This is a genomic window from Clostridium sp. MF28 (assembly GCF_002969175.1).
Taxonomy (GTDB): domain Bacteria; phylum Bacillota; class Clostridia; order Clostridiales; family Clostridiaceae; genus Clostridium; species Clostridium beijerinckii.
The window spans coordinates 3,255,553-3,278,321 of sequence record NZ_CP014331.1 but is presented as its reverse complement, the minus strand read 5'-3'; the positions used below and the strand labels follow the sequence as shown (position 1 = coordinate 3,278,321).

The 22,769-nt window shown below is 30.9% G+C and carries 22 protein-coding genes (1 of these 22 running past the window's edge); 12 read left to right on the top strand and 10 right to left on the bottom strand.

Features of this window, described 5'->3' with window-relative positions; all coding sequences use genetic code 11:
• Positions 1–48 precede the first annotated feature (48 nt).
• From AXY43_RS13985 to AXY43_RS13960, 6 genes are all read left to right on the top strand, one after another.
• Positions 49–1,719 (top strand): recombinase family protein, encoded by a 1,671-nt coding sequence (locus tag AXY43_RS13985; RefSeq protein ID WP_105411714.1) that lies wholly within the window; start codon positions 49–51, stop codon positions 1,717–1,719.
• A gap of 55 nt (positions 1,720–1,774) precedes the next feature.
• On the top strand, positions 1,775–2,431 hold the full coding sequence (locus AXY43_RS13980) for a ribbon-helix-helix protein, CopG family (RefSeq protein WP_243099090.1): 657 nt from the start codon (positions 1,775–1,777) through the stop codon (positions 2,429–2,431).
• Entirely contained in the window at positions 2,428–2,733 is a 306-nt protein-coding gene (locus tag AXY43_RS13975) for a hypothetical protein (RefSeq protein WP_243099089.1), read from the top strand. Before AXY43_RS13980 ends, AXY43_RS13975 begins: the two co-directional genes overlap by 4 nt.
• 221 nt (positions 2,734–2,954) lie before the next feature.
• Positions 2,955–4,373 (top strand): hypothetical protein, encoded by a 1,419-nt coding sequence (locus AXY43_RS13970; protein ID WP_105411711.1) that lies wholly within the window; start codon positions 2,955–2,957, stop codon positions 4,371–4,373.
• 529 nt (positions 4,374–4,902) lie between these two features.
• The gene (locus AXY43_RS13965) at positions 4,903–6,807 is read left to right on the top strand and encodes an acyl-CoA dehydrogenase family protein (protein WP_077855769.1); all 1,905 of its coding nucleotides are present in this window, start codon (positions 4,903–4,905) and stop codon (positions 6,805–6,807) included.
• Between the two features lie 42 nt (positions 6,808–6,849).
• Entirely contained in the window at positions 6,850–8,049 is a 1,200-nt protein-coding gene (locus AXY43_RS13960) for an FprA family A-type flavoprotein (RefSeq protein ID WP_012061204.1), read from the top strand.
• A gap of 259 nt (positions 8,050–8,308) precedes the next feature.
• Here the strand turns inward: AXY43_RS13960 and cooS are convergent, their stop codons facing one another.
• The gene (gene cooS, locus AXY43_RS13955) at positions 8,309–10,183 is read right to left on the bottom strand and encodes an anaerobic carbon-monoxide dehydrogenase catalytic subunit (RefSeq protein WP_105411710.1); all 1,875 of its coding nucleotides are present in this window, start codon (positions 10,181–10,183) and stop codon (positions 8,309–8,311) included.
• Between the two features lie 112 nt (positions 10,184–10,295).
• Entirely contained in the window at positions 10,296–10,709 is a 414-nt protein-coding gene (locus AXY43_RS13950) for an RrF2 family transcriptional regulator (protein WP_012061202.1), read from the bottom strand.
• 206 nt (positions 10,710–10,915) lie between these two features.
• Here AXY43_RS13950 and AXY43_RS13945 point away from each other — a divergent pair, with 206 nt between their 5' ends.
• A complete protein-coding gene (locus tag AXY43_RS13945) occupies positions 10,916–11,806 on the top strand; it encodes a DUF4474 domain-containing protein (RefSeq protein WP_012061201.1) in 891 nt (296 codons plus the stop codon).
• A gap of 41 nt (positions 11,807–11,847) precedes the next feature.
• Here the strand turns inward: AXY43_RS13945 and AXY43_RS13940 are convergent, their stop codons facing one another.
• The 3 genes from AXY43_RS13940 to AXY43_RS27975 form a co-directional block, all read right to left on the bottom strand.
• The gene (locus tag AXY43_RS13940; protein WP_023976232.1) at positions 11,848–12,267 is read right to left on the bottom strand and encodes a CGGC domain-containing protein; all 420 of its coding nucleotides are present in this window, start codon (positions 12,265–12,267) and stop codon (positions 11,848–11,850) included.
• A 243-nt stretch (positions 12,268–12,510) separates the two neighbouring features.
• Positions 12,511–14,646, bottom strand: a complete 2,136-nt coding sequence (locus AXY43_RS13935; RefSeq protein ID WP_017209936.1) for a sodium-translocating pyrophosphatase — start codon at positions 14,644–14,646, stop codon at positions 12,511–12,513.
• A 266-nt stretch (positions 14,647–14,912) separates the two neighbouring features.
• Positions 14,913–15,062: a hypothetical protein gene (locus AXY43_RS27975; RefSeq protein ID WP_023976231.1), complete on the bottom strand. Its 150-nt coding sequence runs from the start codon at positions 15,060–15,062 to the stop codon at positions 14,913–14,915.
• Between the two features lie 293 nt (positions 15,063–15,355).
• Here AXY43_RS27975 and AXY43_RS28485 point away from each other — a divergent pair, with 293 nt between their 5' ends.
• The 3 genes from AXY43_RS28485 (at position 15,356) to AXY43_RS13925 (ending at position 16,069) form a co-directional block, all read left to right on the top strand.
• A complete protein-coding gene (locus tag AXY43_RS28485) occupies positions 15,356–15,481 on the top strand; it encodes a hypothetical protein (protein ID WP_274596963.1) in 126 nt (41 codons plus the stop codon).
• Entirely contained in the window at positions 15,450–15,656 is a 207-nt protein-coding gene (locus AXY43_RS13930) for a hypothetical protein (RefSeq protein WP_143329411.1), read from the top strand. Before AXY43_RS28485 ends, AXY43_RS13930 begins: the two co-directional genes overlap by 32 nt.
• Before the next feature lie 164 nt (positions 15,657–15,820).
• Positions 15,821–16,069: a hypothetical protein gene (locus tag AXY43_RS13925; RefSeq protein ID WP_087703078.1), complete on the top strand. Its 249-nt coding sequence runs from the start codon at positions 15,821–15,823 to the stop codon at positions 16,067–16,069.
• A 9-nt stretch (positions 16,070–16,078) separates the two neighbouring features.
• Here AXY43_RS13925 and AXY43_RS13920 read toward each other — a convergent pair whose 3' ends face one another.
• The 5 genes from AXY43_RS13920 to AXY43_RS13900 are packed head-to-tail and all read right to left on the bottom strand — an operon-like array spanning position 16,079 to position 20,579.
• Positions 16,079–16,783, bottom strand: coding sequence for an ABC transporter ATP-binding protein (locus AXY43_RS13920; RefSeq protein ID WP_012061195.1), 705 nt, complete (start codon positions 16,781–16,783; stop codon positions 16,079–16,081).
• A 2-nt stretch (positions 16,784–16,785) separates the two neighbouring features.
• The gene (locus tag AXY43_RS13915; RefSeq protein ID WP_012061194.1) at positions 16,786–17,544 is read right to left on the bottom strand and encodes an ABC transporter ATP-binding protein; all 759 of its coding nucleotides are present in this window, start codon (positions 17,542–17,544) and stop codon (positions 16,786–16,788) included.
• 4 nt (positions 17,545–17,548) lie between these two features.
• Positions 17,549–18,514 carry a branched-chain amino acid ABC transporter permease gene (locus tag AXY43_RS13910; RefSeq protein ID WP_087703077.1) on the bottom strand — a complete coding sequence of 322 codons (966 nt, stop codon included), beginning with the start codon at positions 18,512–18,514 and terminating at the stop codon, positions 17,549–17,551.
• A gap of 9 nt (positions 18,515–18,523) precedes the next feature.
• On the bottom strand, positions 18,524–19,399 hold the full coding sequence (locus AXY43_RS13905; protein ID WP_012061192.1) for a branched-chain amino acid ABC transporter permease: 876 nt from the start codon (positions 19,397–19,399) through the stop codon (positions 18,524–18,526).
• Positions 19,400–19,424: 25 nt separating this feature from the next.
• The gene (locus AXY43_RS13900; protein ID WP_023976226.1) at positions 19,425–20,579 is read right to left on the bottom strand and encodes an ABC transporter substrate-binding protein; all 1,155 of its coding nucleotides are present in this window, start codon (positions 20,577–20,579) and stop codon (positions 19,425–19,427) included.
• A 435-nt stretch (positions 20,580–21,014) separates the two neighbouring features.
• Here AXY43_RS13900 and AXY43_RS13895 point away from each other — a divergent pair, with 435 nt between their 5' ends.
• Together AXY43_RS13895 and pdxS are read left to right on the top strand one after the other, a co-directional pair.
• On the top strand, positions 21,015–21,974 hold the full coding sequence (locus AXY43_RS13895; protein ID WP_023976225.1) for a TRM11 family SAM-dependent methyltransferase: 960 nt from the start codon (positions 21,015–21,017) through the stop codon (positions 21,972–21,974).
• 269 nt (positions 21,975–22,243) lie between these two features.
• On the top strand, positions 22,244–22,769 hold the 5' portion of the coding sequence (pdxS, locus tag AXY43_RS13890) for a pyridoxal 5'-phosphate synthase lyase subunit PdxS (RefSeq protein ID WP_023976224.1). It continues 344 nt past the right edge of the window; the window shows 526 of its 870 coding nt (coding positions 1–526); its start codon is at positions 22,244–22,246; its stop codon lies beyond the right edge, outside the window.

Here is a 22,769-nt window from a genome sequence, read left to right as displayed (position 1 = left end):
TTCTTAGGACTAGTATCAAAAAATTTAATGATAAGGATGTGCAGGAGGATGTCAAAGTTAGTAGCAATATATTGTCGTGTTTCAACGATTGAACAATCGGAGGATGGCTACAGTATTGATGAGCAAGAACGCTTGCTAAGTAAGTATTGTGAGGATAATGATTATACAATATTTAAGGTGTATTCTGATAAAGGAATTAGCGGTAAATCCATTAAAGCACGACCAGCAATGAGAGAAATGCTAAAAGATGCAGATGATAAAAAATTCGATATGGTCATAACATGGAAAATTAATAGAATAGCAAGAAATATGCTGGACTTACTTAAAATAATAGATTTGCTGGAGAAGAATGACATATGTTTTAAATCATATTCTGAAAACTTTGAAACAGAAACACCTATGGGAAAATTCTCACTTCAAATGATGGGTGCTGTTGGAGAGCTAGAGCGTGGAACAATAGCTCAGAACGTAAAAATGGGAATGATGGCTAGGGCTAGAGAAGGTAGATGGAATGGTGGAATAGTGCTTGGATATGATGTAAAAGAAAGAGAGAATTCAGCTAATAAAAAAAGAAGGGATACAGAGCTTGTAATAAATGAAAAAGAAGCAGAGGTTATAAGAGCTATCTTTACTATGTATTCACAAGGTAATGGTTATAAGGCTATAACAAACTATATTAATAAGTTTGGTTATACAACTAAGAAAGGTAAATCTTTTTCAGTAGGCTCAATAAAAGACATATTAACGAATCCAATATATATAGGAAAGATTAGATATAATGTAAGACCTAATTGGAGCGACAAAAGAAGAAGAAACAAGAATCCAAATCCATTAATTGTAGATGGAATTCATAAGCCTATAATAGAACAAGAACTTTGGAATAAGGTTCAAAAACAAATTGAAGCTAATAAGGGAAAGCCATCTAGAATATATGATGGAGAATTTCCTCTAACTGGTATACTAAGGTGCCCAGTATGTGGAACTGGAATGGTGATTTCTAGAAGTATAGGTACAAGAAAAGATGGGACAAAGCGTAAGAGAGAATACTACTGTTGCGGTGCTTGGAAGAATAAAGGGACTGCAGTTTGCCATAGTAATTCAATCAATGTTGATAAAGCTAATCAATATGTGTTTGGTAAGCTATCAGAACTATTAAATAATGATAAGCTAATCAAAGATATAGTAGCTAATATAAATACAACAAGAAAAGTTATGGTTAACCCTTCAAAGGAAGAGCTAGAAAAGATTTCGAAGGAGCTGGAAAAGGTAGAAGCTAAGAAGAAGAAAGTCTTTGAAGCCTATGAGGACGAAATAATAACTAAAAAAGACTTCTCAGGGAGGATGTTAGACATAAAATCTAGGGAAGAAATGCTCCAACAGGAGGTAAACAACCTAAAGAGTAACATACTAGACGATGGTGTACAAGAGGTCTCGTATGAGTTTGTAAGAGATATACTGTCAAGTTTCAGTAAGATGCTATCAGAGTTGCCTTCAAGGGAACAACAAAAGAGACTACTACACATGCTGATTTCCAAAATAACAATAAACAAAACTAGAGATATAGAATCAATAGAGCTTAATATCAATGATAACTTAATAATGTACCTAAGTAATGGGGGAGAACCAAATCCAGATGGAACTGGAGGAGGTTCTCCTTCTTATTTTGTTTATAGAAGAAGGTTGATGATAAATCCTGTAAATATAAAGATTTGCATATAAAACTATTGACATAGCATGTAAAAAATGCTATTAATATAATTGTGGTTACGGCTGTGTGGCTACAAAAAGCAAGAAAGAAGGAATCAATATGCCTGTTGATGAAAGTAATAATTTAAATAAAGAACATACGATAAGAATACGTGTTGATGAAGAAACAAAGGAAAAACTAAACAAAATTACAGAAGAAAAGGATACATCAATTTCTGAAATAGTTCGTCAAGGTATTGAGCAACAATATAATAATATTGATGGTGCAGAAAACTATTTACAATACAGACTTTATGGATTTAATAATCTAATTCTTACGGATAATTTTAAATATAGTATAGATAATGAACTTATAAAAAATATAAGAATTAGTGATAATGTGAAAACTATGACTGTAGAACTTAAAGATAATATCCGTTATGAAGAGAATAGTCAAACAATAGAAACTTTTTTAAATCACATATGCTTTAATTTAATAATTAAAACGGAGGCAGATATTTATCAACCAGTACGTGTATTAGAAGTGATTAAAGAAAGTGGTTCTATTATGAAATTGAAGGATAAAATACAAATGAAAGAGAGTGTTACATTCATTCGTAATTATCCAGCAAGAGTTATTTACGACAGAGTTATGAACTCAAGAACTGCTATTGATAAAAATTTTGTTAAATATGACCGTATTTTTAAAACACTACACAACCCTAATCCGATAGCCAATTCATGAGTTTATATCAATTTTTAATGGAGTTATTATCAAAGGGAAAATCTAAAGTTGAGCAGAGAAATGTGGTAGATTATATTAAAGATAATAAAAATAGGTATGAATTTGTTTATTTTAAACCTACTAGAAGAATTAATCGTAATTTTGAAGAAGATTGTTTTACTTATATACGTAACGAAATTGGACACAGTGAAGAAACAAATGATTTGGAGTTGTATAAAGAATTAGGGTCTAATATAAGCCAAAATCTAATTAAAAATTTAATATTAATCATTAATGATGCAATTTTGGAATCAGAAGATTAATTTTGCTAAATGAAAAATAAGAGTAAATGGAGCATTAATATAAAGTACAGCTATGAATATGAAGAAGAGCTAAGTTTTGTGTAATTAAGCTCTTCTTCTTTAATTTAAAAATAATGTTTATAAACAAATAAGAAAATACATATTTGTATAATTTGAATTAATTACTATGGTTATGTAGAATAGTAATAAAAGGTAATTCATATTATGTTTTGGGAGGATATATGAAATATATAATTAAGTTAAAAAAAATTATAATGTTTATTATTGATTTATTTGAATCTTGGATAAATTACTATCATGAAAAAAGAATTATAAAATATGTAGCATTAGCGAATATGCTTTTTATAATTATATTGGATTTACTAATAATGGTAGCGACATACTCAGTTTTATATATAACAAATAAGACATTATTTATGTCACCTCTACAGCTATTTATGTTTTATATGATTATTTTATTAATAATAACATTTCAAAATATTTTTGATGTAGATTACAATATTGCTTTTAAGATAAAAGTACTAATATTTTCGGTTTTTGATGGACTAACTATAAAACAATTGTTAAAGAATGTTGGCATATTCTGTGGAATAAGTATTGGTCTTTTTACATGGCTAATAATTTCAGTAAATAAGTATATAACAGATTTTAATATAGCGAAAATTAATGAAGAGAGCATGTTACAGTTAATTGTTATAATAGTCTTAATATTAACTTTTATTATATATGTATATTCAATTAATAGTTCGTATAGTAGAAATAAAAGAAAACTTATATTATATGGAATATCAGCATTAGTAACGTTTATAAGTACTATTAATAACATTACAGAAATACTAGATTTTAAATTTGTAACTTCAATAATAGGATTAATTTTGTCAATTGATAGGTTCGCTAATGCTTATAGTGGATTGATGGAAAGTTATAGTAAAAATAATGAGTGTAACCCTGAAACTACGAAAGAATTTTGCGAAGAGAAAAATTTAACATTTGAAGACCTTATACTTATAACTAAAAATTTCTTTAGTAAATTGATTAGTCTCATTAAAAATGTGTGGTATAAATTTAAGCCTATGGAGAATAAGAAAAAAATTCAATTAATATTATATATTATATTTGCACCAATAATTGCATTTATTGTTGAAGGACTTATTGTAAGTATTTTAGGTTATGGTGGTAGCTTTATAGAAGGAATTTTTCAGTATATATTCTATAAGTTGAATTATGAAACTTACGGATTAGAAGGTGTGTTATGGGATATACCTAGAATTATATTTAAATTAATAGGAATAATTATATATATTGTTGCTTTTATTATTTGTATCTCATATATCATAGGTTCAATTTTAAATATGATAAATGGATTAAAAGATAAAAAGAAATTTAAAGAGATTAAAAAAGAAATTGAATCACTAATTATTAGTATTTTTATATTCAATTTTATAATTATTGCTCCATTTGCAATTTTTAATATTGTAAATAGTCTTATATCTTTTATTTTTAAATTGATACTATATATAGATTTATGTATTTTGATTATATATATCATAATTTGTATGATAAATTGTCTTATTAATGTAATGAGTTATTTAATGAATAAGGTAAAAGAGAAATTAGAGAAGTATAAACAAGATAAATAAGGTAGTTCTAGGTTAAAATTAGCAGTTTTTATTCTAAAATAGTAGCACTTGCGACTGATACGGTGAACCATATCATAAGTAGACATAAAAGAAAAATAAATTAAATCAATAAAAAATAGTAGTTACGTAATTCGTATCTGCTTTTTTTATTATAGTTTATATTAATATTAATAATAGTATTGTAAATAGCATAATTATAAGTGTTGATATAAATATAGAAACTTTAAATATATCTTAAATTAAATAAGGAGGAATAGAAATAAAGAAAAACCTTACAAGTAAAAATAATTGCTTTTATAAGATAATGGAAGGAAAAGTTATATTATCTTTAAAAGAGGAGGGATTTTAAGCTTTAATTGTCTATTATGGAATAAAATAGATAAAATAATAGTTGAAAAGTATACCTTAGAGGTATACAATAAATGTATACGGTTTAGGTATACATTTAAGGAATATGTTTGGGAATATGGTTTTACAGATTTCATAGAATGACATTGGTGAAACCGTATAATTAAAGGGAGGTGTATTTATGTTTTTCAAAACTACAGAACAACATGAAAATTTGAGAACAAAAATAAGAGAATTTGCTGAAGAGGAAGTTAAACCTATTGCATTTATGTTGGATCAAGAAAATAAATTCCCTTCGGAAGTAGTTCAAAAGCTAGCTGATATGGGAGTGATGGGTATTCCGTATTCAAAGGAGTATGGAGGAGCTGGCCTAGATGTGATCAGCTATGCGATAGCTGTCGAGGAATTATCAAGAGTTGATGGTGGGACAGGAGTAATCTTATCTGCACATACATCATTAGGAACATATCCAATTGCAGCTTTTGGAAATGAGGAGCAAAAACAAAAATATTTAGTACCATTAGCAAAGGGTGAAAAGCTTGGAGCATTTGGTTTGACTGAAGAAAATGCAGGTAGTGATGCAGGAGGAACAGAAACAACTGCTGTACTAGAAGGAGATTATTATATCTTAAATGGCGAGAAAATATTTATCACTAATGGTGGTGAGGCTGATATTTATATTGTTTTTGCAGTAACTACACCAAACATTGGTACACGAGGTATTAGTGCATTTATCGTTGAAAAGGGATCAGAAGGTTTTAGTTTTGGTAAGCATTATGATAAGATGGGAATTCGTTCATCAGCTACTGCAGAGCTTATTTTCAATGATGTAAAAGTTCCTAAGGAAAATTTATTAGGTAAAGAAGGCGATGGTTTCAAAATTGCTATGTCTACATTAGATGGTGGACGTATCGGTATTGCTGCCCAAGCTTTAGGAATAGCACAAGGTGCTTATGAGAATGCCTTAGAGTATTCAAAAGAAAGAGTTCAATTTGGTAAACCTATTTGTCAGCAACAAATAATAGCTTTTAAATTAGCTGATATGGCTACAAAACTTAGAGCAGCAAGATTCCTTATTTATAGTGCAGCAGAGCTTAAAGGAAATCATGAGCACTACAGCATGGAAGCAGCAATGGCTAAACAATATGCTTCTGATGTTTGTCTTGAAATTGTCAACGATGCTCTTCAAATCTTTGGGGGAAGCGGATATCTTAAAGGTATGGAAGTTGAGCGTGCCTATAGAGATGCTAAAATCTGCACTATATATGAGGGAACTAATGAAATCCAGCGTGTTGTTATAGCCGCTAATATTATAGGAAAAATGCCAAAAACAGAGAGTGTAGCAAAAACTTCAAGGGAACCTGCAACAGGATATCGTAAGAAGGTAATTTATAAAGATGGTACACCTGAAGAAAGAGTAAATTCTCTTGTAGAAGCTCTTAAGAAGGATGGATATGATTTTTCTGTAGGAATTCCTATAGATACTCCAATAAGCAAGGCAGAGAGAGTAGTTAGTGTAGGACAAGGCATAGGAGAAAAGGAAAATATGCATCTTATAGAAAAGCTTGCAGTTCAGGCTGGTGCAGCAATAGGTTCTTCTAGACCAGTAGCTGAAACTTTAAAATATGTTCCAATTGATCGTTACGTTGGTATGTCAGGGCAAAAATTTAAAGGAAACCTTTATATTGCATGTGGTATTTCAGGTGCAGGTCAACATTTAAAAGGTATAAAGGATGCTTCTACAATTGTTGCAATTAATATAAACCCTAATGCAAAGATTTTCAAAAACGCAGATTACGGCATAGTTGGTGATTTGATGGAAATACTACCTCTACTTATTGATGCTTTAGACAATGGTGAACCAAAGAAAGAGGCTCCACCAATGAAAAAGATGAAGAGAGTTATTCCGAAAAAAGTCACTCCAACTTGGAAACATTATGTATGTAATGGATGCGGTTATGAATATGATCCTGGAGTAGGTGATCTAGAAGGTGAAGTAAACCCAGGAACACTTTTTGAAAATTTACCTGAAGAGTGGACTTGCCCAGCTTGTGGTGAAGAAAAAGATATGTTTATAGAAGTTTAAAACAGGTAATAAATAAATTTTTTGTTTAAAGGAGGATTAGCTATGTATTGTGTTAGAGAAGTAACTGAAGATCTTTATTGGATAGGGGGAAATGATCGTCGTCTAGCTCTTTTTGAAAATGTTCATCCTATTCCAAGAGGTGTTTCTTATAATTCTTATTTACTTTTAGATGAAAAGACAGTGCTATTTGATACTGTAGATTGGTCAATTTGCAGACAATTTCTTGAGAATATTAAGGGAGTTTTAGGAGATAGAGACTTAGATTACATGGTCATTAACCATATGGAACCTGATCATGCAGCGTGTATTGAAGAAATTGTTATCCGCTATCCTAATGTAAAGATAATATGTACTGAGAAGGCATTTTTATTTATGCATCAGTTCGGTTTCCAAATAGAAGATAAGGTAGAACAAGTCAAAGAGGGAGATACTATGTCATTTGGAAAGCATAATGTTGTATTTGTTTCTGCCCCTATGGTACATTGGCCAGAGGCTATGGTAACATATGATACTACAAATGGAGTGCTGTTCTCAGCTGATGCTTTTGGTTCATTTGGTGCATTAGATGGAAAGCTATTTAACGATGAAGTAAATTTTGATCGTGATTGGATTGATGATGCTAGAAGGTATTACACAAATATTGTAGGTAAATATGGGCCTCATGTTCAGGCTCTTTTAAAAAAGGCAGGCACTATAGATATTAAGATTATCTGTCCGTTACATGGACCAGTATGGCGTAATGATTTTGGATATTTACTTGATAAGTACGATAAATGGAGTAGCTACACACCTGAGGAAAAGGGCGTGATGATTGTTTATGGAACAATGTATGGTAATACAGAGGCAGCAGCAAATGAGTTAGCAACAAGATTGGTTAAAAAGGGGATTACCAATGTAGTTATGTATGATGTTTCCAAAACTCATGTTTCGTATCTGATTTCTGAAACATTTAAATATAGTCACGTTGTGTTAGCATCAGTTACTTATAATTTAAAGATTTATCCACCAATGCTGGACTATATAATGGATATGAAGGCATTAAACCTTCAAAAACGTACTTTTGCTATTATTGAAAATGGATCATGGGCGCCTCAATCAGGTAAATTAATGCGTGAATTATTAGAAGAAATGAAAGATATGACTATTTTGGATAATGAAATTTCAATTAATTCTAGCATGAAAGAAAGCGATGAGGATTTAATGGAATCTATTGCTGATAGCATTATTGAATCAATGAAATAATACAGAAAAGATATGAATTTTAATCAACTCGTAAATTATAATAACGAGTTGATTAAAATTATAATAAAGATAATAGCACTTAAGATTAGCTTGAAGGTTCATAATGTTGAGACATATTATTAAAAAATCAATTATATAGGATAAAGAAGTTAATTCATAATATGTATTTCAATAAAAAAATGAATCTGAATGTGTTATTATCCAGATTCATTATAGATATTAAAAATATAGTTTCTTATTTCCTATATTTAATGGGTTCTTATATGTTTAATCCTATTCTTCTGTTTTCGATAATCTCCTCTAACTCATCAGCAGCTTTGATTACATCTTCTTGAACAATAAGCTTACCGCCTGTTATATTAACTAAATCTTCTTTTAAAACTTTAGTGACAACTTCACTTCCATCTATAAAAGGAGATATTGCAACATGTAGTGGCAGACCTAATGATAGTCCAAATGCAGCATCGGCTAATGCTTGCTCTTCAAGCCATTGTGGTGCTGATAATACAAGGGGAAGTTGAGGTATATCTATACCCAAGTTTTCAGCAAGTTCAGTTGCTACCATTTCTAATCTTCCAATAGCTAGACATGGACCAAAGTTTAATACTGGTGGAATGCCTAGGGATTTGCACACATCTCTTAGATTATCACCTGCAAGATCAGCTGCTCCAGGAGACATAAGACCAACATTTTCAAGGCCTCCAGAAGAACATCCGGCTGAAAGAACTAAAATATCTCTTTTTATTAATTCTTTAGTTAGCTCAACAGTAAATACATCATGTCCTTTAGCTGTTAAGTTGGAACAGCCTACAACACCAGCTATCCCTTTGATTTTTCCTTTTACTATTAAGTCAATAAGACCGCTCCAATTTCCACCTAGGAACTCTTTTAAAGATCCTTCACTAACACCAGTTACAACATCATCATGTCCATGATCTTTAGGAATGTCTATTGTGACGTTATTTCTTCTGTTCTTATAACTTTCTAATGCTTCGTAAATGATCTTTTCACTAATTTCTTCAGCGTTTCTCATATCAAAATTTATATATTCAGCATTTTTCTTCTTAGCAACATCATCTATACAGATAGTTTTTACATTAAATTTCTCAGCTACAGGTTCAAGTCCTGGTATTGTACAGTTAAATTCTGAGACAATTAAATCTATAGCACCAGTTGCGAGTACGGCTTCACTTGTATAATTATTTCCAGCATGGCCTGAAAAAACTTCAGTATAATGCTCTCCTCTTAACTGTAGATCTTGGCCTACGCATGTACAGCCAACTAATCTAAAGCCCTTTGCACCTAATTTCATTGCTCTTTTTGTGACATTCTCATCAATTAATTTATCTTGAAGATGTGCAATATCAGAATGCTGATGACCTGTAATCATTATGTTGATATAATCCTCATCTATTACTCTAAAGCCAACTTTAGCTTGTCTGATTTTTGGAGCACCTAGCATAACATCATTTAAAAGGTTAGTTAACACTAGACCATATATTCCAGTAGCAATTCCAAGTTGAAGTGAATTAAGCAGCATATCTACAGGATCACTATTTAGATTTGTTGAAGTTTTTACTAGAGCATCAAAAACTTCGGATTTTGCACCGCCAGGTAAAATATTTAATTCCTTCCACTTATGATATCTTGGAGCATAAGCTAATTTTTCTACCAATTCCATTTTTTCAAATCTTGGTTTATATAAATCCCTAAGAACTTCATCAGCTACTTTAATTGCTTTGGCATTTATATCTGATTCAACAATATCAAAGATTTCAGCAAGCTTATCCAATGTTTCTGGGCTTTTTATTTTTAAATTACCTTTTCCTTCACCAATGTCTTTAAGGTTTCTTGCTGTAGTTTCCACTACGTGAAGGTAACATGCGGAACCTGCTGCTATCGCTCTTAAAAAGTTTCTTGATACGATAGTATCAGCATCCGCACCACATACACCTTTAGGTGATTTAGGTGTTATCTTACATGGACCATTCGAGCAGAGTTTGCAACAGACTCCTTCTTTTCCGAATTTACATTTTGCTTTTTGTGTTTCAACTCTGTTGAATGATGTTTCTAGATCTTCTTTTGATGATAAAAATTCACATAATTTACAATCTGCTGATGTGCACATTGACATATTGATCATCTCCTTTAATTTTATATTTAATATTTAACCAAAAGTATACTAAAGAGGTATAGTTTTAAGCAAATATAAAAGGCTTTCGCCTCTTATATTTACATGTATAAAGTTACCATGGATCATTCTTTAGTTTATCAAAGTTAACCTTTTCTAGTTCATTTATCATTGTATTTTGAATATTGTATAAAGCCTTGTGTATAGAACAGTGACCAGCTTTATTTGCACTACAAGCCTTGCCATCGTAAACGCATCTAGTCACAATAATTGGACCTTGTATAGCTTCAACCACATCTTTTAAGGTTATATCTTTAGGCTCCCTAGTTATAGCATAACCACCATTAACACCTCTATAAGACTTTAATATTCCTGCTTGAGTTAACTTTCTAGTTAGTTTTAATAAAAATCTAAGAGGAATATTTCCTTTTTCAGATAGAGATTTTGCATCAAGTTTGTTATCTAAACCTTCTTTGGATAGCATAAGTATTATTCTAAATGCGTAATCAGATTCTTGATTAATATTCATAAAATTTACTCCTTAAAGTATACCCATTTGGTATAATTTATCATAGTACAATTTTTTGTAATTGTCAATGTTTAGGTTATTGCGATATCGCAATTAAATAGAATGAATAATAATATACATTAAAATAAAATTCATGAGTGTCTTTTAACATAATGATTATAAAGGGAATACTATATAAGTAAAGCAATTTATTTGAGGTGAGGCTTATGTTTGGATCTTTTATAACAATGCTTACTGGAATTCGTATACTGAAAAATATGAATAAAAGTTTATTGGGAATTATTAAATATGAAAAGCCAATAGATAAAGGAATAGAGATTGCTGGTTATGATTATGATTCGGTACAAGATATATTTTATAGTAATATGAATGCATGGCAAAGAAATATGGGATATAGTAGATTGTATGATGAAGCATCAGCACCTTTTGGAATGATAGTAGATTGTGAACCAATCTATTTTAAATATAATAATAGAATATGGTTAATCGAATTATGGAAAGGTCAATACGATTTGAATACTGGATGTGAAGTCGGTGTGTATACAGCCGAAAAGCCTATATTAAACTTACCAGAAGTATATAAGTATATGTTTTATAATTGCGCTAGCGATGAAGATAGATTAACAATCTCTCTTTCGCTAAAAAAGAATGGAAAAACACTTTTTGCGTTAGATGATAAGCATTGGTGGTTAGCAGGCTTTAAACTTGGTGAATATTCAGAGCCTTCTGAATTAGTGATGTATTTAAATATTACTTTAAAGGATGAAGAAATGTGCAGTTCCTTTGTAGAAGCAATAAAAAAGATAGGATATGAAGAAAATAAGGAGTTTATTGTAAATGGAAATACTGTAGGTTTAACATTTGATAAACCGCACACTACTCAACCTATTACAAGGACAGAGCAGACTGATAAGATCATACAAATGAAAAATAAACTGTTATGCGATAAATATAATGATATTACTAGAGTATATAGTAATTTAACAGATAAAATAAATGCAATTCAGAAACAGGCACCAGAAATTTATTCAGAAATAGTAGATAAAGCAGTATTGAGAAAATATTTGAGAAGCATGAAAAATACTGAAACTGAGTAACGTAATATTAGGAAGGCAGAATATATATCCTGCCTTTACGTTTATATTGAGTCATAGCAGTTATAACTGCCATTGGCTCTTTTTTTCTCAGCATTCTTACTTATATAAGAACCTTCTATAACTTTATTATATCCTTTTTTGGATACAATAGATTTAATATAATCTAGATGAGGACATCTATCATAATGATAATTATCATTTGTCATGCAAGATGATAAATGTATCACAACATCTTCTTTATTTATGTTATTTTTTAACTTAAGTTTTTTCGAGAGATGTTCTAATTTAGTAGCAATACTTTTTCCGCAGCATCCTCCACAGGTAAAGGAAATATATCTGGTTGATTCGTTGTAATTTTTAAAAACGTCATCTCTGTTGTAAAAGGCATTTGTACAGGCAAATCCACTACAACGGTTATGAGCAATGTCGCACTGGATAATAACTACATATTTTTCATCCATTAAATTTTATCCCCCTTTTTAAATAAATGATTAGTAACTGTATATATAAGTTGTATATAGAACAATTATATAATTAATTATATCTCAATAAAAGTATATATAAGATATTAAATATAATTTAGTATAAGTAACAAAATAAAAGCATTATACATTGGTAAAAAAAGTTAAATAAATTTATAAAAAAAGGATATGCAGCGTTAAATTATCTACTACAGATCCTTTTTATAAATAAATAATATTAATTTATGCGAATAATGCGACAAATACTAAAGTTAAAGTACTTACAAGTTTTATAAGTACATGGAGTGATGGTCCAGCAGTATCTTTAAATGGATCACCAACTGTATCACCGACGACACTAGCTCTGTGGGCTTCGGAATTTTTACCACCGTGCTCTCCTAATTCTATAAGCTTCTTAGCATTGTCCCATGCACCACCACCATTATTTAAGAAGAGAGCCATTATAACACCAGAAATGGTTGTTATCATTAGGAATCCAGCAGCAGCTTCTTTTCCTAGAAGAACTCCAACGATTATAGGGGCAGAAATTACTATGATTCCAGGAAGAACCATCTCCTTTAGAGCACCTTTTGTAACTATATCAACACAGCGAGCATAATCAGGTTTTGATGTTCCCTCCATTATTCCTGGTATTTCTTTAAATTGTTGTCTAACTTCAAGTATTACATATTGAGCAGCCTTACCAACAGCTCTAATAGCTGTAGAGCTAAATAGAAATACTATCATAGCGCCTATAAAGCCACCTATAAATACTTCAGGTTTACCTATATCAACTGAAAACCATGAATCTAAAGGTTTTCCAAGAAGTTTTTTAACTTCATCTAGGTATGCAGAGAATAATAGAAAAGTAGCGAGTGCAGCTGAACCTACCGCGTACCCCTTTGTTAATGCTTTTGTAGTATTACCGCATGCGTCTAATCTATCAGTTATATTTCTAATTTCTTCGGGAGCTCCGGACATTTCTGTAATTCCACCAGCATTATCAGTAATTGGACCAAATGTATCCATGGCAAGAATATATGTGCAGGTTGAAAGCATTCCCATGGTTGCAATTGCTGTACCATACAAACCTGCATTTGCAACATTAGGCAATGCCATTTCGCTTAATCTATAAGATATAAATATACAAATAGATATACAAACAACAGGAAGTGCAGTTGATTCCATACCAACTGATAATCCAGTTATTATATTAGTTCCAGCTCCAGTTTTAGAAGCAGTAGCTATCTCTTTAACAGGTTTATGCGTTATTGAAGTATAATAATCAGTTAAAACTACAAATACATAGCTAAGCAGTATTCCAGCAACCGCACATCCATATAGATAGATATAGTTTACTTGCCCACCAGTTGTAAGTGAACCACTTAACATATCTTTAACTACGAAAAATAATATTACTAAATTAATTATGGAAGTTATAACAAATCCGCCTTTTAAAGCTTTCATAGGATCATCATTATCATTCTTAACTTTAACAGCAAAGATACCTATTATTGAAGCGATGATACCAAGGGCACGAGCAACAAGCGGAAATAGTATTCCTTTCCATCCAAATATAGGGTAAAGTCCAACGCCTAGAATCATAGCACCTATATTCTCAGCGGCTGTAGATTCGAATAAGTCCGCACCTCTACCAGCACAATCACCTACATTATCACCAACAAGATCAGCAATAACAGCAGGATTTCTAGGGTCATCTTCAGGGATACCAGCTTCAACCTTTCCGACGAGATCAGCACCAACATCGGCAGCCTTTGTATATATGCCTCCACCAAGTTGAGCAAATAACGCGACGAAGGAAGCACCAAACCCAAATCCAACTATAAGAGAGGGGGCTTCTTTAATTAAAGTATCGTTTCCAGAAATACCTCCATAGATAAGAAATAGGGACGCTACACCTAAAAGAGATAGGGAAGTAACAGCTAGTCCAGTAACAGCACCACCTTTAAGAGCTATTTGAAGAGCATTGTTTAATCCCTTTTTTGCGCCAGCAGCAGCTCTTACATTAGAATTAACAGCCATATACATACCAATATAGCCAGATAAAGCTGAGCAGAATGCGCCTGTTATAAAAGCTATACCTGTATGTAAAGATATAGATATGGCAGAGCTTGGACCTTTTGATGCATTGCCGAAATAGTTAGAAAGTATGATTAAAAATAAAGCAACAATGGATAAAACAAAGATGGTTTTATATTGTCTTTTAATGAATGCCATAGCACCTTCCTTAATGTAAGTTGATATTTCTTGCATTTGGCTAGTGCCTTTGTCTTGAGAAAATGTATACCTGACCAAATAAATGATTGCTATAAGTGAAATAATTATAACACTATAAATAAGCATAAAATATGGTACCATTTAAAACATCCCCTTTATTTTTTATATAAATTTGTTATACATATATATTATACAACAAAATATTCAGAAAATTCAAAAATTTTCAACTTTTTCTATAATATATATTATGCTTAAGCATAATAAAATAAGCAAAGTAAATATATATTTATAGAAAGTTTGGAGAAACCTCTAAAATATATATTACCTTGCTTAGTAGTTAGTAATAAAATCATAGTATTTTAATTTATAGTATTATCTATCACTGTTAAGTGTAATGAATTTTAAGTTTAGAACTTAGGATCTATTTCATCCCTTTGAATTCTTCGTAAATCTTTTAGTCTTAGATGAGTTTTTTCTCTAATTGCACTCCAATGTTCTCCGTCAATCATCATTTTTTTTGCCTCATTTTTTAGAGATTCTTTTTCTTCGTAGCTCATAAATTATAACCTCCTTTTATTTCATTTATACAAATTTAGTTTATCATTAATAAAATTATCTATTCGTCGTTTATAAAATTTAATATAATATGAAATTCAATTGAATTTTACATTATGGTATTTATGGAATGTTGAAGCCTACTATTGCTATCATTACAAACTAATGTAATGATTTGACTAGAATGTATATTAATTAACTGAATGTATAAGTCAAGAAGAATAATTTATAATGTTGAAAATAAAAAAATTTATATAAAAAGCAAACTAATAGTTTCATAAACGATATAAATCTTATGGTTGAAAAGGGAAGTTTGGTAAGCAGTGAAGCAGATAGAGAGTTTAGTAATACATTAATAGATCTTATATTAGATAAAGAAGTAATTGGTAGTGGTGAAATATATAGATCAAATAAAATATAGCGATTATATTCATAAAAACAAAGGAAATATTGGTGTTATATTTAGAGATGAAGGTTTTTATGAAAGATTTACAGTAGAAGAATATATGAGATATTACACAGAAATAATTGACTCAAAGTCTAATTACAGAGAAATAATGTTAAAGTTCTCATTGCTAGAGATTGCAGATAAGTAGTTAATATGCTAACATACTTCATTATGGGAATGAAGATTGCTTACACAGGACATTTTATTATTATAACAACATTAGTAGTTATATGGTTTATATAACCTGGATGGGTAATAGGAATTTTAGCAGAAAATCAGGCTAGTGCAGAAATCATAGGAATGCCGTTTTTCATGGTTATATTTTTAGCGGGTACTTCAGCAAAAATGAATAATATAGCCGGAATGGCAGCTAATTTTTTACCTAACTATAGCATGCAAGTATTACCAGGCAGAATTTTTACTAATGAACCTTTAAATATAAATTTTGCGTATAATATATTAGTAATTCTATTGTGGATTATAATTGGTGCTGGAATTTTTGTTTATGCTTATAAGAAAAAGACTGATTCGATCATCAGTCTTTTTTTAATAGTAACTTAATTTGAATAGTTATTCACCAAGATATGCACTCTTAATACTTTCATCATTAAGAAGAACTTGGGCATTACCTGATTTTACTATATTACCGGTTTCAAGAACATAAGCTCTATGTGCAATGGCAAGGGCCATATTTGCATTTTGCTCAACTAAAAGTATAGTTGTTCCTGATTTATTAATTTCAACAATTGTATCAAAAATATCTTTAACCACAAGAGGTGCAAGCCCCATTGAAGGCTCATCTAATATAAGCATTTCAGGTCTGTTCATAAGAGCCCTTCCAATTGCAAGCATTTGCTGTTCACCACCAGAAAGAGTACCAGCTTGTTGTTTTATTCTTTCCTTAAGTCTTGGAAACTTAGCAAATACCATTTCCATGTCTTTTTTAATTTCTGCTTTATCGTTTCTTAAATAAGCACCTAGTTCTAGATTTTCTAAGACCGATAGCTGAGGAAAAACTCTTCTTCCTTCTGGTACATGGGAAAGACCTAGAGAAACTATTTTATTAGCTGCAACCTTATTTAATTCAGAGCCCTTAAAAGTGACCGTACCAGATTTTATTGGTTCAAGGCCTGATATAGCTCTAAGAGTAGAAGTTTTGCCAGCACCGTTGGCGCCTATTAATGTCACTATTTCACCCTGTTTTACTTCAAGGGAAATGTCCCTTAGTGCATGAATTACACCATAATATAGATTAATATTTTCTACCTTTAGCATTTTTAAGCCCCCTCTCCTAGATAAGCTTCAATTACCTTAGGATTATTTTTTATTTCTTCTGGAGTGCCTTCAGCAATCTTTTTTCCGTAATCAAGGACTGCTATTTTATCACAGATTCCCATAACAAGTTTCATATCATGCTCAATTAAAAGAATTGATATATTAAACTTATCTTTAATCCAATCTATAAGCTTGGTAAGTTCTACAGTTTCCTGAGGATTCATACCAGCAGCAGGTTCATCTAATAATAGAAGAGATGGCTTTGCAGCTAAGGCTCTTACTATCTCAAGTTTTCTTTGTTCGCCATAAGGGAGATTGCTAGCTAACTCATCTTTTTTTCCATCGAGAGAAAAGACTTTTAATAGTTCAATACTTTTATCTATAATTTCAGCTTCTGTTTTCCTAAATTTAGGAGTTCTAAAGATGGAATCAAATATAGAATAATTTATTCTATAGTTAAAACTTACTTTAACATTATCAAGAACAGAAAGATGAGAAAATAGACGTATATTTTGAAAAGTTCTGGCTATTTTCTTTTGTGTAATATTATAGGGTTTAAGACCTTGAATCTTTTCTCCAAGATAAGATATAGTACCTTCAGTTGGAGTATAAACACCAGTTAACATGTTAAATACAGTAGTCTTACCAGCGCCATTAGGTCCAATAAGCCCGACAATTTCTTTTTCATTTATTGTTAGATTAAAATCTGACACTGCCTTTAATCCACCGAATACAATTGATAAATTTTGAACTTCTAGCATTGAATTAAGCCTCCTCTCTATCATCTGATTTTTTCCTTGGTATTAATTTACCAAAGATTTTAAGAGAAATTTCTTTATCTCCGAATAATCCTTCAGGTCTGAATATCATAAGTAGTATTAAAGCTAATGGATATATAACCATTCTGAAATCGCCCATACTTCTCAAAAGCTCTGGTAAGAAAGTCAGCATTATAGCTGAAATAATTGATCCAGACAAAGATCCCATACCACCAAATACAACAAAAGTTAGATAGTCAATTGATTTGTTAAAATCGAAAAGATCTGGTTTTATATATCCAGAATAGTGAGCATAAAGTCCACCAGCAAGCCCTGCAAAAAAGGCAGCTATAACAAATGCCATCATTTTGTATTTTAATGCATTGATTCCCATAGATTCAGCGGCTATTTCATTTTCACGAATAGAAAGCATTGCTCTACCCTGGGACGAGTTAATTATATTTTTTATTATGACTATACTAGCTATCATGAATATAAAAGCAACTGTAAAAGTTGTTTTTGTTGGGATGCCGGTAAGTCCACGTGCGCCACCAACTGTATCAATATTCATAATTACTATTTGGATAATTTGGCAAAAGGCTAAGGTTGTTATTGCAAAATAGTCACCTGTAAGCTTCAGTGTAGGATATCCAACTAATGCCGCTAATATACATGCAACCACAGCACCAATAAGTATTGAAGCAACAAACGGCATATGCGCTTTTTGTGTTATTATAGCTGATACATATGCACCTATGGACATAAATCCAGCATGTCCTAAACATAATTGACCAGTAAATCCAACAATTAAATTTAGGGATACGGCTAAAATAACATTTATTGAAGCGAAAGTAATAATTCCTTTGTAATATGAATTAATAACATTTGCACTTATTAAGCCAAATAGAACTCCATATGTTATTAAAACTCCAACAATTATACAAATATTTTTTTTATTAAATAAATTCTTCATAATTAACACCTACACTTTCACATTGGTCTTTTTACCTAATAGACCAGAAGGCTTAATTAAAAGTATTATAATTAAAATTGCAAATACTATTGCATCTGAGAAGTTAGTTGAAATATAAGCTTTAGCAAAAGTTTCAAGTAATCCTATAGCAATTCCACCAACAAGGGCTCCAGGTATACTTCCAATTCCACCAAGTACTGCAGCAACAAAAGCTTTAAGTCCAGGCATAGCTCCCATATAAGGAGTGATACTAGGGTAAGATATTGCAACTAAGACTCCAGCTATACCAGCTAAGGCTGAACCTATTGCAAAAGTAAGAGAAATAGTATTATTAACATTTATACCCATAAGAGAAGCTGCTTCCATATCTTGAGAAGAGGCTCTCATGGCTTTTCCAACTTTAGTTTTATAAACAATAAATTGTAGTAAAACAACTAGAAAAGCAGAAACTCCAAACATTAATATTGTCTTTATATCAATTTGAATAGTTCCTATATTAATACTCCCAGCATTAATTAAATCCGGAAATGGTTTTGGATTAGATCCAACTAATAATCTCATAGCATTCTGTAGGAATAAAGAAACACCAATAGCTGTAATAAGCAAAGCAATTCTTGGAGAATTTCTTAAAGGCTTATAAGCAATTTTCTCTATAATTATTCCAGATAATGCTGAAACTGCCATAGCAACTAATAATGTTGGAATTAATGGCAATTTTAATGTTGAAGCACAATAGAAGCCTGAAAAGGCTCCTATCATATAAATCTCACCATGAGCAAAATTTATTAACTGTATTATTCCATATACCATTGTATATCCTAATGCTAGGAGGGCATATACGCTACCTAACGCTAAACCGTTAATGATTTGTTGTAAAAATTCCATTGTATATTCCTCCCTTTTTTAATGATTAAGGATTAACTTTATCAGCTAAAACTTTTTTATCTCCATCAACTTTAATAATAGCAGCACTCTTTATAGCGCTTCTATCACTACCAAATTTGATGTTTCCAGTAACACTGTTCATTTCCATTGAAGCCAAAGCATCTTTAATGGCAGCACCGTCTGTCTTTCCGGCCTTTTCTATTGCTTTAACTAATATTTTAGATGTGTCATATGAAAGAGCAGCGAAAGAATCTGGTTCTTTGTTATATTCCTTTTTATATGATTCAACAAATTTCTTTACATTTTCATCTGAGTCTCCAGAGTAGTAGTGATTGATATATAATGCACCATCTACAGCTTTTCCACCAATTTTAGCTAATTCTTCTGACTCCCATCCGTCTCCACCAAGGAATTGAGAAGTTATTCCCATATCTCTAGCTTGTTTAGCAATAAGACCAACAACATTATAGTAATCAGGTAATACTATTATATCTGGATTTAAGCTCTTAATTTTTGTTAATTGAGCCTTAAAGTCAGTATCTTTATCATTATAAGTTAAGAATTCACCAACTTGTCCACCAGCACTTTCAAATTTTGATTTAAAGCTATCGGCTATTCCTTTTGAATAATCTGATCCAGAGTTATATAAAACTGCAGCTGTTTTCTTTCCTAATTTTTCACTAGCATATTTTGCAAGAACCTCTCCTTGGAATGAATCTACAAAACAGCCTCTAAACATATAATCTCCACCAACTTTAGTTATTGTTGGTTCTGTAGCTGTTGGAGTAATCATTGGAATTTGTTTTGATGTAGCATTTGGTGCTACTGCAAGTGTTGCACCTGATGTAACAGGTCCTAAAATTGCGCTTACCTTTTCATCATCAACAAGTTTATTGAAAGCTTGCATTGATGAGTTCGGATCAGCTTGATCATCTTCAAAAACAAATTTAATTTTTTTTCCATTGATTCCGCCTGCATCGTTAACTTCTTTTTCTAATAATTGAGCACCTTCTTTTACTGAAACTCCATAAGTAGATGCAGCACCAGATAATGGTCCAATAGCACCGATTTTGATGGTATCTCCGTTATTTCCACCTCCAGCTGAATTCCCGCTACAACCAGCAAGAAGAGTAATAGCCATAGCAGAGGCTAAGATTCCTGATAGTAAACTTTTTTTCATATATTTATCCCCCTTTTAACTTTAAAAAATAATATTAAAATAATAATTAATTTTATAATACTTTGATAAAATGCTATAAAGTTATCGCATATATTGTTGATATAATAACATATAGGAGTAATTATTACAAGATTGATATTTAATATTTTATATAAAAAATAATAAAATAATTATAAAAACGTTATCATGATTTATAAATTAATCAAAAATAATGTTATGTTGAGTAAAGTTATAGGTTTAAAAAGTGTGAGTGTTTTCAAAATGTTCTCGATTTAAGGATGATTCTAATTTTTGAATAATAGCAGACTAAGATTGTGATTTATAAATAATATTAAATAAGTAAGAAGGTTGATTTATTGATATATATAGACAGTTATTGTTGAAAAGAATAATATTAATACTTAGATTATATTTAAAGTGAAGATGGTGAATTGGTTGAATAAAAAAATAATAAAATTAAATTGCAATAATTATAAAAAGTATTTTTACTATATTAAGTATCCTGTATTTGAAGAAGATTTATGTAAGTTAGAGATGAAATGTCTTTTTGGTAAAACACCAAGTGAGAAGTATTTGTTTTCAGATTTTTATATTAGTGCATCAAGGAGTCCGTTTATAAAAGAAATGATTTCAGTAGTATATGAAGAAGATTCTTTAGAACAAATAATAGACAACATCATAAAAGATAAGCTAGCTTATAACGAGTTTAAGGTCTGTTACTTAAGAACAGAATATAGTGATATAGATTATGAAGAACGTCTTAGAAGTCTTAGCCAGATAGGATTTGTAATAACAGGAGAGCCTGAAATTCACAATCCTAAAGTTATCCTTGGAGTTACACGAATTTGTGGAAAATGGATATTTGGAATGTACGAGAAAAACGATTATAAGTGGCATATTCATGATAATAAGCCGTATTCATATTCAAATTCTTTAAGCGTTAGGGTAGCTAGAGCACTAGTTAATATAGCAGTTAAAAACAATTTAGAATGCAAATTAATAGACCCATGTTGTGGAGTAGGAACAGTTATTCTTGAAGCGCTTTCAATGGGAATTGATGTTGTAGGATGTGAGATTAATAAAAGTATCGCAGAAAATGCTAAGAAGAACTTGGAGTTTTACGGATATGAGAATGTAGTGACTAACGGAGATATGAATGAGATTGAAGAGAAATATGATACTGCTATCATAGATTTACCATATGGACTGTTTACTCCAACTACCATAGAAGAACAAACATCTCTAATTAGAAGTGCACGCAGAATAAGTACTAGATTAGTCATAGTTACATTTGAAGAGATGGATGATTGTATTATTGATGCGGGTTTTAAAATAGTTGATAAATCATATGTATGCAAAGGTAAGTTTAAGAGATATATAAATATTTGTGAGTAGAAAGTTATAAATTTAATATGAAGAAAATTTTAGATTGATTTCTGAAAATATTCTTATTTTGAAGGTATTTTTAGAAGCCTAGTCTATGTATTTTAGCCATTAATTCTTATTTATTAACAAATTCCGGATTATTGTTTCATCATAATACTATATTCTTATATTTTAAATTAGCTAATTAAGTTAAGAATTATTGTATGGATACATTTGCGTTTGTATCCATACATATTTTATTATATGAGTAACTTAGAAAAAAGGGGGATTTATGTATTATGGAAAGAGGGACAATAAATAGAAATCTTGCTCAAATGTTAAAAGGTGGAGTTATTATGGATGTAACTAATAAAGATGAAGCTATAATAGCAGAGAAAGCTGGGGCATGTGCGGTAATGGCGCTTGAAAGAGTTCCTTCCGACATAAGAAAGGAAGGTGGAGTAGCTAGAATGTCGGATCCTAAAATGATAAGAGAAATACAAGAGGCGGTCTCAATTCCTGTAATGGCCAAAGTTAGAATAGGACATTTTGTAGAAGCACAAATTTTGGAAGCATTAAATATTGACTTTATAGATGAAAGTGAAGTGCTTACACCAGCAGATGATAAATATCATATAAATAAAGAAGATTTTAGTGTCCCATTTGTATGTGGTGCAACTAATATTGGTGAGGCATTAAGAAGAATAGGTGAAGGCGCATCGATGATAAGAACCAAGGGAGAAGCAGGAACTGGAGATGTAGTAAATGCTGTTACTCATATGAGAACAATGAATGATCAAATTAAAGAGATACAAAAAGCATCAA